Origin of the sequence: Streptomyces sp. NPDC093111, assembly GCF_040683955.1 — a bacterium.
GTDB lineage: Bacteria > Actinomycetota > Actinomycetes > Streptomycetales > Streptomycetaceae > Streptomyces.
The window spans coordinates 236,015-249,868 of the sequence record NZ_JBFBNW010000007.1; the positions used below are offsets into that span (position 1 = coordinate 236,015).

Below are 13,854 nucleotides of genomic sequence, written 5' to 3' on the forward strand. Positions count from 1 at the left end.
GGTGGCCGATGCCCGTGATCAGGATTACGGCCCCGCCTCTGGTCACTGCGGCATGCCTGTTCGGCGACTGCGCTTGGACCGTCGCGCCGGCGAGCCTGACGCAGGTCATGTCCGACTGCGCTGATCACCGCGCCCGCTACGGACACACGATCTTCGCTCGCACCCTGGAAGATGTGGTGGCACTCCGATGACAGCGCGGTGCGAAGCCACCCTTCAGACCCGCCTGATGTGGGCGCGCGGCGGTGGTCTGGTTGTCTGCCTGCTGCCCCTGGCTCACCAGGGGTGGCACGGCGGAGTACTTGGCCCGGTCGTCTCGTACTACTGGCCCCGCGTGATCCACATTGCTGACTCAGGTGCCGACCGTACGACGTGCTGCGGTGTAGAGCTTCCGACCATCACCGCCCGGGGCGGGAGCTTCCTGCGGGGACGCCGTGCGGAGACCCGTCGCCGAGTGACGTGCCGCATGTACCTCCAAGCGCAGACCCCCATTCCCACCCCGGCAGGACACGCCCGTAGCAAGCCGGGCCACTTCTTCGGGCCCCACCCCGGAGCCACATTCGTACACGAGAGATGGGAGTACCCGACATGAGCCCCTACCCGTGGCTGATCGTCATCCCGAGCTAGCCCCAAACTCCCCGTCCTTACGGGCGGGGCCGCACCCACGGGTTCCGCCTACGTCCCTCCCCGGGCGTGGGCGGGGCCCGCTCACAGACTCCGTTCCCTCGGTCCCGGCCCCATCTGCGGGGAGGTCCCGAGCCGGGAGAACGGATAAGCCCCGCCCCCTGACGGTCTCGCCAGACATCACAGAGGGCGGGGCGGAGTCCCCATCGAAGAAAACAGAGACAGGAGACACAGTAATGAGTCAGCCCAACCTGTACGAGAGCGAGATCACGGGCGAGTTCGCGGCGCTCTGCGGCGGTGCCGGTGGTACCAGCAACGCCGAGAGCTGCCTCACCCTCGCCGAGCTGACTGGTGGCGGTTACGCCCTCGGTGACAGCAAGCCCGAGGGCGCGGGTCGGCAGCTCCGCATGAGCGAGGCGGAGATCACCACGTTCGCCACGGAGTGGCTGGCCGGCAACCGGGGCCCGTCCGCCTGATGCCGCAACGCGGGGGTCCGTACCGGTCGGGTGCGGGCCCTCGCTCCCCCTTCCGTAGATGCCAGGGAGCACAACCTATGCCCTTGTCTGACCTGGTCGACAACGTGCCCAAGATCCTGACTCGGTGGCCGAGCAAGCCCCTCTTGTTCAAGCGGCACCCGAACTCGCTCACGCGCCTGCTGACCCTCGCTGAGGTCAACGCGCTTGTTGACGCGCACTGCCTCGCCGCACGAAACGTCGTGCTGCTGAAAGACGGCGAGATCATCCACCGGGACACCTATGTCTCGGGCGACATGCCCCGTTCGGGAGCCATCCGCGCGCACCTGGACCAGGGCGGCACGATCACCCTCCGGGATCTTCAAGCGCTCAGACCGGCAGTCAGTCGACTGTGTGACGAGATCCGGCAGGAAACCGGCTGTCGCGTCCATATCAATGCGTACATGACCCCGCCCGGCGGTCACGGGCTCACGTACCACTATGACCCGTACGCAACGCTAATCATCCAGGTAGCGGGCCGGAAGGCGTGGCCGCTTCACCCGCCGATCGTGCAGAACCCCATGAGCGAGCACGGGGCGTTTGAGGGCCGGGGCTTCACTCCCGAAGAACGGCAGTGGCTTGCCACGACCCCGCCGGCGCAGACCGTCACCCTTGAGCCGGGCAGCGTCTTTTGGCTCCCTCGCGGCTACATCCACGCGCCGTACACGGTAGGGGAGGAAACCTCACTTCACCTCACGATCGCGCTCAAGGAACGGACGCGCCATTGGCTCGCCGAACGCCTCGCGGCCGAGGTTCTGACGCAAGCCCTCGTGGACCCCGCGCTACGGGCCGAGGTTCCTCCCGCCGAACTGCTCGACGCCCCCGGTCCCGCCATCGAGCGGGCACGTAAGTACCTGCTCGGAGCGTTACTCACGATGACACCCGACGACATGACCGGACCCGTTCGAAGGATGGCCAAGGGTGTCGCATGAGGAGAGGTCCCCTGACTCATACGCTCCGAGCGTGACAGCGCACTGGCACGCGTACGCGTACACGGGACGGAAGTATTCGGACGCGGACATCCGCAAACAGACGGCGCCGCCCAACTACCCGCCGATCGAGGTTGCGCATTGGCTTCGGCGCTCTAGCGGGCATCTCGCCCAGACGTTCGCGTACGGGCCTGACGGGCTGGACCGAGCGGTGGCGTGGCTCGAAAGCGAGCTGACGCAGAACCCGCCCGTAGATGAGGAGCACTACCCCGTTTTCGAGCGGCTGGAAGGTTCCCGACAAAGCCTCATGTCCACATCCACTGTCCTCGCCACCGAGAGCACCCCCGCCGTACAACGGGCCGGGGACGTCGTTTACGGCTACTGGTCGAAAGCCGGTCAGTACGTGTCCCGAGCGTTGATCGCCTGTCCGCGCGAAGCCGGCGACGAGTGCCCGTACGGCGTGACGTAGCTCGGCCCGTACAGCACCGCGCACCCATACCGCCCCGTCCGTGCGCTGCCCCCGTGGCGCACGGGCGGGGCCTACCCCCCACACCCCAGGAAGACCATGGACATCTGCCGCGCCACGCACCGCCTGCCCTACGTCGAGCTGCTGACCGCCATGCGGGACGCGGGCGCCAACGAGAGCGAATACCCCAAGCTCGACGACGCGTTCGGCACGTGCGCACTCGGCGAGAAGCACAACGGACGCCACATGGGCTCGGTGTACGCGCCCGGTGCGGAGCCGGAACTGTGGGTCCAGTGGGACGACGACAAGATCATCTATGTTCGCGTACCCATCTGCGCACAGGATGATCTGTCCATCCCTTTGAAGGAACGGATGGCGTGCTGGCTGCCACTCGCCCACGACTGCGGGCACTCCTGGGAAGCACGCGAATGGGCGTACCTCTGATGTTGCAGTGCACGGCCATCCGGCGCCGCCCCTACGCTCAGACCCTCGCAGCGATGCGCGCGACTCCGGATCTGGATTACCCCGACCACGTCGCCGGCGAGATGGCCATGTGCGAACTCGGAGAGAAGCACCCCGGCGCGCACGCGGACCACCTATGGGACATCGGAGACAGCCCCGAAACCTTCCGCTGCGTCTGGCTCCAATGGGACGACCACGAACACACCATCGCCAGCCTCCCCCACTGCGAGGCGTACGAGGCCGTCCCCGAGCGTGTGTGTGGTCTCTACGCCGACCACCCGGCCGAGCACTCGTGGGACGTTGTGGACCCGACCCGCGAAGCACTGCGGGCCGACATCATCGCGAACCCCGAGCGCTACGGGCTGCCGCCGGGCTACCTCTAGTCGTTCTCGCCGTCCGCCTGGTCGTCGCCGGCGGGCACGCGCACGAAGGTTCCCCGGCCCCACTCGGTCGTGACGAGTCCTGCCTTACGCAGCTCGTCCACGGCCCGCCGCGCGGTCATCCGGGCCACACCGAAACGCTCGGACAGCTCTCGGTCGCTCGGGATGCGCTCCCCGGGCGCGTACTTGCCTGCCCGAATCTCCGCCGTAAGTGCGTCGAGCACCGTCATGTACGGCGCGTGCGGTCCACGCGGATTCGTCGGCTGATCAGGCATGAGCCGAAGCGTAGACAAGCGACGAGATTCGGGCGACTTAGACCAGTGGACCACATAGAGGAGTTAGACCAGTAGACCAGTTAGACCAGTTGCTCTACCGTCGTACGGAGCACCAAAAAAGCGCCCCGGAAGACCGCTGCACACGGTCCGCCGGGGCTTCGCCGAACAGCTTGTAGGAGCTGAAACGACATGCGCGAGTTTATCGCCCTCACGTTCATCGGACTCGGGATGCTGACCATCCTCTGGGCCGCACTCCGATTCACCCCCCGCCGACCCGGACGCCACAGCGCCGCCTACCAGGCAACCCCGACCCTGCCCACCCTCACGGGCCCGCGCACCAAGCCGTGGCCTACCCCGGTTCCCGTGCACGTCCACGCGCGCACACTCCCGATCCAGGGAGAGGAAACCAAGCTCGTCCGACCCTACGTACACGTAGACGACGACACGGTGCCCCTCGCAAGGATCTGCGCCCGACGCCGAGCCGCCGAACGCGCCACGCTCAACCTGGACGACTCGTACAGCTACGCGGGGAACCAGTTCGACGCTCTCGCGCAGTGCACCCCGGCGGTGACCGCATGACCCCCGCCCGGATCGTCGCCGCACTGCTCGGCAGCACCCACGCCCCCGAGCTGACCGGGGCCATGTGCTCCCGTTGCCACCACTGGACGGCAGCCCCCGTGCCCGTTCGGTACGTCGAGCGGGTAAGCGGCCCCGGAGTCACCCTGTACGCCTGCCCGAGCCACGCCGTGGCCATGATCCCCGGCCCGATGCCCGGAGAGCTTGAGAGGGACGCGTAGAACCCTCGCACTGGCACTATCGGACATCGCACAGAAGGGAGGGGCAGACATGGCCCTGGCATCACGAGAACGGCAGTACCTCTCGGAAACGCTCGCCGAGGAAGTGAACCCGATCTATGCGCACGTCGTGTGTGAGGCGTGGGCGCTGGTTCTGAACTCGCAGCGGAACCGAACCCCCGCCGCCCAGAAGACGGCGAAGCAGACCGCCGCAGGGATGGAGCGCGCCGCGCTGATCGTGCTCAAGCACGCGGAGTATCTGGCGGAGGACATCGCGCCCGAGGCCCGACTCAAGCGCGACAGGGCGCGCTACGAAGAAGCGTGGAACGCAGACCGCGCGGACATGGACGCCCCCGCGTAAGCCTCGCCGCAGACAGCAAAACGCCCCGTTCGGCCAAGTGCCGGGCGGGGCTTCGTCGTTCTCTGAACTGGGCATCTCTGCAAGGTGTCAGGGTGTAACCTCTACGCCCGCCGCGAAGCTCTTCACCTTGAACAGCGACAGCTCGACGAGCGGCGAGCCGTCCTTCTTCGTCTTGTGCTTCTCGTACGCGACGAGGGCGCCGAAGACGACGAGGCTGCCGGCCATCATCAGGTGGCCCCACAGCGGCCAGCCCAGCTCGCGGCCGCGGGTCAGCGGGTAGATCAGCATGAGCAGCGCGCCGGTCACCAGGACCATGCCCACCAGGTCGAGGCGGAGCGCCTTCGGGGCCTTCGACTCGGTGATGAAGCGACGGCCCAGGATGATCGCGGCGACGCCGACCGGCAGGTTGATCAGGAAGATCGGGCGCCACTCCAGGCCCGCGATGTTCCACTGCGTGAGCAGCGCGCCGAGCAGCGGGCCGGAGACCGCGCCCAGGCCGATGATCGCGCCGAACATGCCGAAGACCTTGCCGCGCTCGTGCGCCGGGAAGGTGACGTGCACGATCGAGAGGACCTGCGGCACCATCATGGCCGCCGCGGCGCCCTGGAGCAGGCGCGAGCCGACCAGCATCTCCTGGTTGGCGGCGACGCCGCACAGCAGAGAGGCGATCGTGAAGCCGGCGGTGCCGACCAGGAACAGGCGCTTGCGGCCGTAGATGTCGCCCAGCCGGCCGCCGGTGATCAGGCCGGCGGCGAAGGCGAGCGCGTATCCGGCGGTGATCCACTGGATCGCGCCGAAGGTGGCGCCGAGGTCCCGCTCGATGCTGGGGATCGCGATGTTCACGATCGTGGCGTCGACCAGGTCCATGAAGGCGGCGGTCATGACGATGGCGAGGGCGATCCAGCGCCTCTTGTCGGTGGGGGCCGCTTCCGTGACGGCGTCGTGTGCACTCATACGAGAAAGATAAGAGTGAAATAGGTCAGTCCATGTCCTAGATGCGTCGCATCCTGGAACACATGACGGACACTCCGGCACGACTCCTGAATCTGCTGTCGCTCCTCCAGACCCCGCGCGAGTGGCCCGGCAGCGAGCTCGCCGAGCGGCTCGCGGTCTCCGCGCGCACGATCCGACGGGACATCGACCGGCTGCGGGACCTCGGCTACCCCGTCGAGGCCAGCAAGGGCGCGGTCGGCGGCTACCGCCTGGTCGCCGGTACGGCGATGCCGCCGCTGCTCCTCGACGACGAGGAGGCGGTGGCCATCGCGGTCGGCCTGCGGGCCGGGGCGGGCCATGCCATCGAGGGCGTCGAGGAGGCCTCCGTACGGGCCCTGGCCAAGCTGGAGCAGGTGCTGCCGTCCCGGCTGCGGCACCGGGTCTCCACCCTCCAGAACGCGACCATCCCGCTGACCCGGGGGGACGGCGCGACGGTCGCCCCCTCCACCCTCACGGCGCTCGCGGGCGCGGTGACCGGCCAGGAGCGCCTCCGCTTCGGCTACCGCGCGGGCGACGGCACCGAGACGAAGCGGCTCGTGGAGCCGTACCGGCTGGTGTCGACGGGGCGGCGCTGGTACCTCGTCGCGTACGACCTGGGGCGCGAGGACTGGCGGACCTTCCGGGTCGACCGGGTCAGCGAGCCCTTCCCGACGGGCGCCCGCTTCACCCCGCGCGAGCTCCCGGCTGAGGACGCCGCCGCCTACATGGCGCGGTCGATGGCCCGGGCCCAGCCCGAGCTCGACCTGGACGTCAGCTTCGAGGCCCCGGTCGACTTCGTCACCGGCCGCCTCCCCTCCCACCTGGCCCCGGTGGCGACCGGCGGGACGAGCTGCCGCCTGCGCACCCGTACGACCGACTCGACCGAGTGGCTGGCCGTGCGCCTGGCCCTGGTCGACGCGCCCTTCACGATCCACGGCCCGGAGTCGCTCCGCACGTTCGTGGCGGACCTCTCGACACGCCTGGGGGCGGCGGCCCGGGAGCACTGACGGGCACCCTGACACCTGCCGGGCCCTACGACACCTGCCGGCCCCTACGACACCTGCCGGCCCCTACGACGACGGCGGGCCCGGACCCGATGGGGTCCGGGCCCGCCGTCGTCGGCGCGGGTCGTGCCGGTCATGCCGGCCGCCCTAGGCCACCGCGTCGAAGCCCGTGTCCCGGGCCATCTTCTTCAGCTCCAGCAGCGCGTGCTTCTCGATCTGGCGGATCCGCTCGCGGGTCAGGCCGTGCTGCTTGCCGACCTCGGTCAGGGTCCGCTCGCGCCCGTCCTCGATGCCGTAGCGCATGCGGATGATCGAGGCGGTGCGGTTGTCCAGCTTGTCGATGAGGTCGTCGAGCTCCTCGCTGCGCAGCAGGGTGAGCACCGACTGCTCCGGCGAGATCGCCGAGGTGTCCTCCAGGAGGTCGCCGAACTGCGTCTCGCCCTCGTCGTCCACCGACATGTTGAGCGAGACCGGGTCGCGCGCCCAGTCCAGGACGTCGGTGACCCGCGCGGGGGTCGAGTCGAGCTCGGCCGCGATCTCCGCGGGCTCCGGCTCGCGCCCGTGCTCGCGGTTGAACTCGCGCTGGACGCGGCGGATCCGCCCGAGCTCCTCCACCAGGTGGACGGGGAGCCGGATGGTGCGGGACTGGTCGGCTATGGAGCGGGTGATGGCCTGGCGGATCCACCACGTGGCGTACGTCGAGAACTTGAAGCCCTTGGCGTAGTCGAACTTCTCGACCGCGCGCACCAGGCCCGCGTTCCCCTCCTGGATCAGGTCGAGCAGCGGCAGCCCGCTGCGCGGGTAGCGCCGGGCCACGGCCACGACGAGGCGCAGGTTGGACTTGATGAAGAGGTCCTTGGCACGCTCGCCCTCGACGACCAGCGCCTCCAGCTCCTCGCGGCTCGCGCCGCCCGCCTCGCTCTCGATCTCCCCGTCGAGGATCTGCCGGGCGAAGACGCCCGCCTCGATGGTCTGCGAGAGCTCGACCTCCTTGGCGGCGTCGAGCAGGGGTGTGCGCGCGATCTCGTCGAGGTACATGCCGACCAGGTCGCGGTCGGCGATCTCCCCGCCCACGGCGCGAACGCTGCTTGCCCGGCTGCTTCCGCTCTTGGCGGAGGACTGACGACGGGCGACGGCACGGGTTGCCATGCGTGCTCCCTTGCTGAGTAGGTCGCGACACCCTTTCGGGTGCCCTGCATCCGACGGAAACAACGACTGGAATCAGGACAGAATTCCCACCAGGCACATGGATTTTCGCGATCATGCAGTATCCTGCGCCGCCGCCGACGAGGAGGGCAGCCCGAGGAGACCCACGGACGCGCAGGTCAGGCCGGTACGGGGGCCGATCCGGCGCCTCCGGCCCGGCCACGCGAACGCCGCGCGCGTGAGATCGCCGTCACACTCGGTACGGGGACTCCCTCGGCTCCGCCCTCACCCCTGAAGACGACGCCCGCGCGCGCGAGGTTGCTCAGCCGAACTGGACCGATCGCTTCGCGAGTCCCATCCAGAAGCCGTCGATGGTGCTCCGCTCCCGGTCCAGGTCGCCGGCGGCGTCCGCGGCGCCCATCGTCACGAAGAGCGGGGCGAAGTGCTCGGTGCGCGGGTGGGCGAGCCGGCCCGCGGGGGACTTCGCCTCGAAGTCGAGCAGGGCGTCGACGTCGTGCGCGGTGAGGGCCTCGTGGCCCCAGGCGTCGAACTCGGCGGACCAGCCGGGCACGCCGGGCCCGGCGTGGCGCAGGGCGGCCAGGTTGTGGGTGAAGAAGCCGCTGCCGACGATCAGCACGCCCTCGTCGCGCAGCGGGGCGAGCCTGCGTCCGATCTCCATGAGCCGGCGCGGGTCGAGGGTCGGCATGGAGATCTGGAGCACGGGGATGTCGGCGCCGGGGTACATCTCGACGAGCGGCACGTACGCGCCGTGGTCGAGCCCCCGGTCGGGCATGTCCTGGACGGGCGTGCCGGGGGCGCGCAGCAGCTTGCGGACGGACTCGGCGAGCGCGGGGGCGCCCGGGGCGGCGTACTGGACCCGGTAGTAGTGCTCGGGGAAGCCCCAGAAGTCGTAGACGAGCGGGACGGTCTCGGTCGCGCCGAGGGCGAGCGGAGCCTCCTCCCAGTGGGCGGAGACCATGAGGATCGCCTTGGGGCGGGGCAGCGTCGCGGACCAGGCGGCGAGCTCGCCGGGCCAGACCGGGTCGTCGGCGAGCGGCGGGGCGCCGTGCGAGAGGTAGAGGGCGGGCATCCGTTCCAGCGTGGCGTCCATGGCGTCCGCCTTTCGTGCGTGGTTCTTCGAGCCGGGTGTCGGAGGAGCGGCCTCAGCAGCCGATCCTTGAACTTTCAAGCTCGCTGTCCAGGACAGCGTAAGTCCATATAGTTCAACTTTCAAGAATGAGTCGTACGATGGATGCCATGACCGTGACCGAACCCCGCTGGCTCAGCGACGAGGAACAGCGCGTCTGGCGCGCCTACCTCCATGCCACCACCCTGCTGGAGGACCATCTCGACCGCCAGCTCCAGCGCGACGCCGGGATGCCGCACACGTACTACGGGCTGCTCGTCCAGCTCTCCCAGGCCCCCCGCCGCCGGATGCGCATGACGGAGCTGGCCAAGGACGTGAAGATCACCCGCTCCCGGCTCTCGCACGCCGTCGCGCGCCTGGAGAAGAACGGGTGGGTGACCCGCGAGGAGTGCCCCTCCGACAAGCGCGGCCAGTTCGCCGCCCTGACCGACGAGGGGCTCGAGGTGCTGCGCAGGACCGCGCCCGGCCATGTCGGCGCCGTACGGCAGGCGCTCTTCGACCGGCTCACCCCGGAGCAGGTCGAGCAGCTCGGCGCCATCATGCGCACCATGGCCGAGGGCCTGGAACCGGCGGACCCGAACGCGGACCTGCCCTGGCTCCGCTGAACGGGAGCCAGGGCAGGCGGGTGACGCGCGAGGTGGCGACCGCGGGTCAGTGGGCGATGACCGGGACCTTCACCTCGTCCCCGGCGCCCGCGCCGGAGCCCGAGGCGGCGACCGCGCCCGTGCCCGGCTTGCCGGTGTTGATGAGGGTCAGCGCGATCGTGGCCGAGGCGACCAGGATGCCGACCGCCCACCAGATCGCGGCCGAGTAGCCCTCGACCATGCCCTGGAGCTGGAGCAGCTTCTGCGCCGCCGGGGTGGTCGCGCCGGCCGCGTGGTCGACCAGGTACGCGGTCGTCGCCGAGGCGGCGATCGTGTTCAGCAGGGCCGTGCCGATGGCGCCGCCGACCTGCTGCGAGGTGTTGACCATCGCGGACGCCACACCGGCGTCGCGGGGGTCGACCCCGTGCGTGGCCAGGGACATCGCCGGCATGAACGCCGTACCCATGCCGAGGCCCAGCAGCAGCTGCGCCGGCAGGATCAGACCGGCGTACGACGAGCCGATCTCCAGCTGCGTGAGCAGCAGCATGCCGACCGCGGCGGTCAGGAAGCCGGGGCCCATCAGGAAGCGCGGCGGGACCCGGGTCATCAGCCGCGTGCCGATCTGGGTGGATCCGGTGATCATGCCCGCGATCATCGGCAGGAAGGCGAAGCCCGTCTTGACCGGCGAGTACCCCTTCACGACCTGCAGGTAGTAGGTCAGGAACAGGAACAGGCCGAACATCGCGATGACCGCGAGACCCAGCGACAGGTAGACACCGCCGCGGTTGCGGTCGGTCACCACACGCAGCGGCAGCAGCGGCGACTTCACCCGCGACTCGACGAGCGCGAAGGCGGCCAGGAGCAGGACGGCGCCGACGAACAGGCCGATGGTGGTGGGGTCGCTCCAGCCGTCGGACTCGGCGCGCGTGAAGCCGTACACCAGGGAGACCAGACCGAGGGTGGACAGGACCACGCCCGGGACGTCGAGCGGCGAGCGGTTGCGGCCGCCGGCCGGCTCACGGATCACGAAGTACGCGCCGAGGGCGGCGACGATCGCGAACGGGATGTTGACGAAGAAGGTCCAGCGCCAGTTCAGGTACTCGGTGAGGAAACCGCCGAGGATCAGGCCCACGGCGCCACCGCCACCGGCGATCGCACCGTAGATGCCGAAGGCCTTGGCGCGCTCCTTGGCGTCGGTGAACATCACCGCGAGGAGGGAGAGGGCCGCCGGGGCGAGCAGCGCGCCGAACGCGCCCTGCAGCGCGCGGGCGCCGAGCATCGTCGCCTCGCCGGTGGCGGCGCCGCCGAGGGCGGAGGCCGCGGCGAAGCCGATCAGGCCGACCACGAAGGTGCGCTTACGGCCCCACAGGTCGGCGACGCGTCCGCCGAACAGGAGCAGACCGCCGAAGGCGAGGGCGTAGGCCGTGATGACCCACTGCCGGTTGCCGTCGGAGATCCCCAGATCCTGCTGGGCGGAGGGCAGCGCGATGTTCACGATCGTCGCGTCGAGCACGACCATCAGCTGGGCCAGGGCGATGAAGACGAGCGCCTTCCAGCGGCTCGGGTCGGCCTGGGTCGGAGGCGAGGATGCGGGGGTTTTGGACATGGGGGTAGCCACCTCTTGGCGCGTACTGGTGAAAAGGGACTTCTCGGAGCTGCGAAGAACCGCGAAGAACTGCGAAGAGCTGTGAAGAACCGCGAAGAACTTCCGAGAAGGAGTTACGGAGCTGAGGGCGAGGTCACGAGGAGCAGACGGCTTCGCTCCTCAGGTCCTCGAGGGTGGCGGCGGCACCGGGCAGTTCGGAGCGCGCGGGCGCTTCCAGACCGTCCAGGAACACCTGCAGATGACGGTGGACGAAGCGGTCCATGTTCAGGCAGCCCGTCCCGGGCAGCGGCCGGGTGAGCTGGGAGACGGCGACCATCAGGTCCCCGACGCCCACGTCGGCACGGAGCCGGCCGGCCGCCTGCGCCCGGTCGACGAGGCCCTGCACGGCCTCCTCCAGGCGCTCGCGTTCGGCCCGCAGGTCGGGGTGGTCCTTGTCGAAGGCGCCGTCGAGCATCGGGCACAGGGCGCCGATCCGCTCGTCGGCCGCGGCATGGGTGAACCGGCGCAGGGCGGCGAAGGTGTCCGCCTCCTGCTCGGCGGCCTCCAGGGCCCGCTCGGTGACGCGGGCCATGAGGGAGTTGACGACCTCGCGGACGAGGTCGCCCCGCTCGGGGAAGTTCCGGTAGAGCGTCGCGTTGCCGACGCCCGCGCGGCGCGCGATCTCGTCGAGCGGCACCTGGGCGCCGAACTCGACGAACATCTCCCGCGCCGCCGTCACGATCCGCTCGCGGTTGCGCAGCGCGTCCGCCCGGGGGCGGGGCAGGCGGCGGACGGGTGCCGCGTCGGCGGTGTTGCTGCTCCTGCTCACTGCGCTGCCTCCAGAACTTTCCCGTAACCGGGGACCAGGTCCCCACTTCGTCGAACACAGACTTAAACGGGGACTTGGTCCCCGGTTATTTCCCGCCCTGACTGTGACCTGGGTCACATCTCGCGTCGAGAGGTGCGAAGCCTTCCCGGGTACCCCGGTCGGGCCACCCGGCGCGCGCGCCCCCCACCCCCGCCACAGGCTGATCCCACGGTGCCGACCCCGATCGGCGCAGATCAGAGAGGCGACCGCATGCAGGAGCCCCGCCGACGCATACGCAGACCCATCGCCCTGGCAGCGGCCGGCGCGTTCGCGCTCGCCGCCCTGGCATCGGCCAGCACGACCCTGCCCGGCCCGGCGCCCGCCTCCGCGGGACCGATCGCCGCGGGCCCCGGGGAAGCGCCGCTCGGCCCGTGCCGGATCGCCACGACGATGGGTGTGCAGATGTCGGAGGGCCTGCCCACCTCCCCCGGGTACGCGCGCTCCACGGGCCGGATCAGGGCCCTGAACCTGATGGTCGACTTCCCGGACGCCCTCGGCGAGGGCACCGCCATGAGCCGCTACCGCGAGTTCTTCCCGCAGACCGCCGACTGGTTCCGCACCAGCTCGTACGGGCGCCTGGTCTACCAGCCCGAGGCGCCGATACCGGACTGGCTGCGGATGCCCCGGCCCTTCTCCTCGTACGGCATCGAGCGCGGCTCACCGTACGAACCGGGCTACCGCAGGCTGGTCGAGGACATCGTGAAGGCCGCCGACCCGAAGGTCGACTTCAGCGCGTACGACCTGGTCAACGTGCTGGTCACACCCAACGCCGGCCCCTCGGCCCTCGACACGGTGCTGTCCGTCACCTTCTCCGGGAACGACGACGCCCCCTACGCGGACGGGGTCCCGCTCGCCAACACGTCCTTCGTCTACAGCCGCCAGGACGACGGCTCGGGGTCGTACTCCGAGACCGGCTACCGGGTCCTGCCGCACGAGAACGGGCACGTCTTCGGCCTGCCCGACCTCTACACCGTCGACGGCGGCGGCACGGTCGGGCACTGGGACATCATGTCCGAGGACTGGGGGGCCAACAACGACCTGCTCGGCTGGCACAAGTGGAAGCTGGGCTGGCTCGACAACGACCAGGTCGGCTGCGCCTCGCGGACCGGCGACATCGAGTTCGCGCTGAGCCCGCTGGCCACGACCGGCGGCCGCAAGCTGATCTTCGTCCCGCTCTCCGACAAGGCCGGGTACGCGGTCGAGGTCCGCACCCGCGAGGGCAACGACGAGGCCGTCTGCCGGCCGGGCGTCCTGATCTACCGCGTCGACACCGACGTGGACACCGGGCGCGGCCCGGTCACCGTCACCGACAGCGAACGCGGCAGCGGCGGCTGCACCCGCCGCCCCAACGTCCACGCGGAACTCTCGGACGCCCCGTACGGCCCGGGCGAGAGCTTCGCCGACCGCGCGAACGGCATCCGGATCAGCGTGGTCGCGGAGGACGAGACGACGGGCGGGTACCGGGTGCGGGTGTCGCGGAGCTGAGGGGTGGGGGGGGCGGGGGGCGGCGTCCTGGGGGCGCCTCCGGGGGCGTACCGGGGGCGTCCCCGGGGCCCGGCTCAGGGATCGGCTCAGGGCTTGGCTCAGGGCTTGGCCTGCGGGGCCCGGCTCAGGGCTTGGCTCGCAGGGGCCGGCTCACGGGGCTCGGCTCACGGGGGCCGGCTCACGGGGGCCGGCTCACGGGGGCCGGCTCACGGGGCTTGACCCCCAGGGCTCGGCTCGCAGGGCTCGGCCCCCGGGGCCGGGCT

General features: G+C 70.3%; 16 protein-coding genes and 1 pseudogene. 11 read left to right on the plus strand and 6 right to left on the minus strand.

Annotation, left to right across the window (positions count from 1 at the left end):
* Positions 1 to 857 precede the first annotated feature (857 nt).
* The 5 genes from AB0Q96_RS14360 to AB0Q96_RS14380 all read left to right on the plus strand — a co-directional run bounded on the left by AB0Q96_RS14360 (position 858) and on the right by AB0Q96_RS14380 (position 3,373).
* Entirely contained in the window at positions 858 to 1,097 is a 240-nt protein-coding gene (locus AB0Q96_RS14360; RefSeq protein WP_365325145.1) for a DUF397 domain-containing protein, read from the plus strand.
* A 77-nt stretch (positions 1,098 to 1,174) separates the two neighbouring features.
* Complete coding sequence (locus AB0Q96_RS14365) at positions 1,175 to 2,065, plus strand: cupin domain-containing protein (RefSeq protein ID WP_365325147.1); 891 nt, start codon at positions 1,175 to 1,177, stop codon at positions 2,063 to 2,065.
* A 31-nt stretch (positions 2,066 to 2,096) separates the two neighbouring features.
* Positions 2,097 to 2,531 (plus strand): hypothetical protein, encoded by a 435-nt coding sequence (locus tag AB0Q96_RS14370; RefSeq protein ID WP_365325149.1) that lies wholly within the window; start codon positions 2,097 to 2,099, stop codon positions 2,529 to 2,531.
* Between the two features lie 96 nt (positions 2,532 to 2,627).
* The gene (locus AB0Q96_RS14375; RefSeq protein WP_365325151.1) at positions 2,628 to 2,972 is read left to right on the plus strand and encodes a hypothetical protein; all 345 of its coding nucleotides are present in this window, start codon (positions 2,628 to 2,630) and stop codon (positions 2,970 to 2,972) included.
* Between the two features lie 53 nt (positions 2,973 to 3,025).
* Positions 3,026 to 3,373 (plus strand): hypothetical protein, encoded by a 348-nt coding sequence (locus tag AB0Q96_RS14380; protein ID WP_365325153.1) that lies wholly within the window; start codon positions 3,026 to 3,028, stop codon positions 3,371 to 3,373.
* Here the strand turns inward: AB0Q96_RS14380 and AB0Q96_RS14385 are convergent.
* Positions 3,370 to 3,645 (minus strand): GntR family transcriptional regulator, encoded by a 276-nt coding sequence (locus tag AB0Q96_RS14385; RefSeq protein ID WP_365325155.1) that lies wholly within the window; start codon positions 3,643 to 3,645, stop codon positions 3,370 to 3,372. The genes AB0Q96_RS14380 and AB0Q96_RS14385 overlap by 4 nt on opposite strands.
* 447 nt (positions 3,646 to 4,092) lie before the next feature.
* On the opposite strand from AB0Q96_RS14385, the gene AB0Q96_RS14390 reads away from it, so the two are divergent.
* The 3 genes from AB0Q96_RS14390 to AB0Q96_RS14400 are packed head-to-tail and all read left to right on the plus strand — an operon-like array spanning position 4,093 to position 4,800.
* Positions 4,093 to 4,224 (plus strand): hypothetical protein, encoded by a 132-nt coding sequence (locus AB0Q96_RS14390; protein WP_365325156.1) that lies wholly within the window; start codon positions 4,093 to 4,095, stop codon positions 4,222 to 4,224.
* Complete coding sequence (locus tag AB0Q96_RS14395) at positions 4,221 to 4,442, plus strand: hypothetical protein (protein WP_365325157.1); 222 nt, start codon at positions 4,221 to 4,223, stop codon at positions 4,440 to 4,442. Before AB0Q96_RS14390 ends, AB0Q96_RS14395 begins: the two co-directional genes overlap by 4 nt.
* Positions 4,443 to 4,491: 49 nt before the next feature.
* Positions 4,492 to 4,800, plus strand: a complete 309-nt coding sequence (locus tag AB0Q96_RS14400) for a hypothetical protein (RefSeq protein WP_365325158.1) — start codon at positions 4,492 to 4,494, stop codon at positions 4,798 to 4,800.
* Positions 4,801 to 4,902: 102 nt separating this feature from the next.
* Here AB0Q96_RS14400 and AB0Q96_RS14405 read toward each other — a convergent pair.
* A pseudogene (locus AB0Q96_RS14405) lies at positions 4,903 to 5,754 on the minus strand (MFS transporter); the annotation flags it as partial.
* A 62-nt stretch (positions 5,755 to 5,816) separates the two neighbouring features.
* Here AB0Q96_RS14405 and AB0Q96_RS14410 point away from each other — a divergent pair.
* Positions 5,817 to 6,779, plus strand: coding sequence for a YafY family protein (locus tag AB0Q96_RS14410; protein ID WP_365325159.1), 963 nt, complete (start codon positions 5,817 to 5,819; stop codon positions 6,777 to 6,779).
* A 144-nt stretch (positions 6,780 to 6,923) separates the two neighbouring features.
* On the opposite strand, the gene AB0Q96_RS14415 is transcribed toward AB0Q96_RS14410, so the two are convergent.
* Positions 6,924 to 7,925 (minus strand): sigma-70 family RNA polymerase sigma factor, encoded by a 1,002-nt coding sequence (locus AB0Q96_RS14415; RefSeq protein WP_365325160.1) that lies wholly within the window; start codon positions 7,923 to 7,925, stop codon positions 6,924 to 6,926.
* Positions 7,926 to 8,244: 319 nt separating this feature from the next.
* A complete protein-coding gene (locus tag AB0Q96_RS14420) occupies positions 8,245 to 9,033 on the minus strand; it encodes a class III extradiol ring-cleavage dioxygenase (protein WP_365325161.1) in 789 nt (262 codons plus the stop codon).
* A 137-nt stretch (positions 9,034 to 9,170) separates the two neighbouring features.
* On the opposite strand from AB0Q96_RS14420, the gene AB0Q96_RS14425 reads away from it, so the two are divergent.
* On the plus strand, positions 9,171 to 9,674 hold the full coding sequence (locus AB0Q96_RS14425; RefSeq protein WP_365325163.1) for a MarR family transcriptional regulator: 504 nt from the start codon (positions 9,171 to 9,173) through the stop codon (positions 9,672 to 9,674).
* Between the two features lie 46 nt (positions 9,675 to 9,720).
* Here the strand turns inward: AB0Q96_RS14425 and AB0Q96_RS14430 are convergent, their stop codons facing one another.
* Both AB0Q96_RS14430 and AB0Q96_RS14435 read right to left on the minus strand, forming a co-directional pair.
* A complete protein-coding gene (locus AB0Q96_RS14430) occupies positions 9,721 to 11,259 on the minus strand; it encodes an MFS transporter (RefSeq protein ID WP_365325165.1) in 1,539 nt (512 codons plus the stop codon).
* Positions 11,260 to 11,392: 133 nt separating this feature from the next.
* Positions 11,393 to 12,067 carry a TetR/AcrR family transcriptional regulator gene (locus AB0Q96_RS14435; protein ID WP_365325167.1) on the minus strand — a complete coding sequence of 225 codons (675 nt, stop codon included), beginning with the start codon at positions 12,065 to 12,067 and terminating at the stop codon, positions 11,393 to 11,395.
* Positions 12,068 to 12,316: 249 nt separating this feature from the next.
* Here AB0Q96_RS14435 and AB0Q96_RS14440 point away from each other — a divergent pair, with 249 nt between their 5' ends.
* Positions 12,317 to 13,591 (plus strand): M6 family metalloprotease domain-containing protein, encoded by a 1,275-nt coding sequence (locus AB0Q96_RS14440; RefSeq protein ID WP_365325169.1) that lies wholly within the window; start codon positions 12,317 to 12,319, stop codon positions 13,589 to 13,591.
* Positions 13,592 to 13,854 lie beyond the last annotated feature (263 nt).

Coding starts and splice junctions, on each gene's coding strand:
- AB0Q96_RS14360 (WP_365325145.1), top strand. CDS start 858: ATGAGTCAGCCCAACCTGTACGAGAGCGAGATCACGGGCGAGTTCGCG.
- AB0Q96_RS14365 (WP_365325147.1), top strand. CDS start 1,175: ATGCCCTTGTCTGACCTGGTCGACAACGTGCCCAAGATCCTGACTCGG.
- AB0Q96_RS14375 (WP_365325151.1), top strand. CDS start 2,628: ATGGACATCTGCCGCGCCACGCACCGCCTGCCCTACGTCGAGCTGCTG.
- AB0Q96_RS14380 (WP_365325153.1), top strand. CDS start 3,026: ATGCGCGCGACTCCGGATCTGGATTACCCCGACCACGTCGCCGGCGAG.
- AB0Q96_RS14385 (WP_365325155.1), bottom strand. CDS start 3,645: ATGCCTGATCAGCCGACGAATCCGCGTGGACCGCACGCGCCGTACATG.
- AB0Q96_RS14395 (WP_365325157.1), top strand. CDS start 4,221: ATGACCCCCGCCCGGATCGTCGCCGCACTGCTCGGCAGCACCCACGCC.
- AB0Q96_RS14400 (WP_365325158.1), top strand. CDS start 4,492: ATGGCCCTGGCATCACGAGAACGGCAGTACCTCTCGGAAACGCTCGCC.
- AB0Q96_RS14410 (WP_365325159.1), top strand. CDS start 5,817: ATGACGGACACTCCGGCACGACTCCTGAATCTGCTGTCGCTCCTCCAG.
- AB0Q96_RS14415 (WP_365325160.1), bottom strand. CDS start 7,925: ATGGCAACCCGTGCCGTCGCCCGTCGTCAGTCCTCCGCCAAGAGCGGA.
- AB0Q96_RS14420 (WP_365325161.1), bottom strand. CDS start 9,033: ATGGACGCCACGCTGGAACGGATGCCCGCCCTCTACCTCTCGCACGGC.
- AB0Q96_RS14425 (WP_365325163.1), top strand. CDS start 9,171: ATGGATGCCATGACCGTGACCGAACCCCGCTGGCTCAGCGACGAGGAA.
- AB0Q96_RS14430 (WP_365325165.1), bottom strand. CDS start 11,259: ATGTCCAAAACCCCCGCATCCTCGCCTCCGACCCAGGCCGACCCGAGC.
- AB0Q96_RS14440 (WP_365325169.1), top strand. CDS start 12,317: ATGCAGGAGCCCCGCCGACGCATACGCAGACCCATCGCCCTGGCAGCG.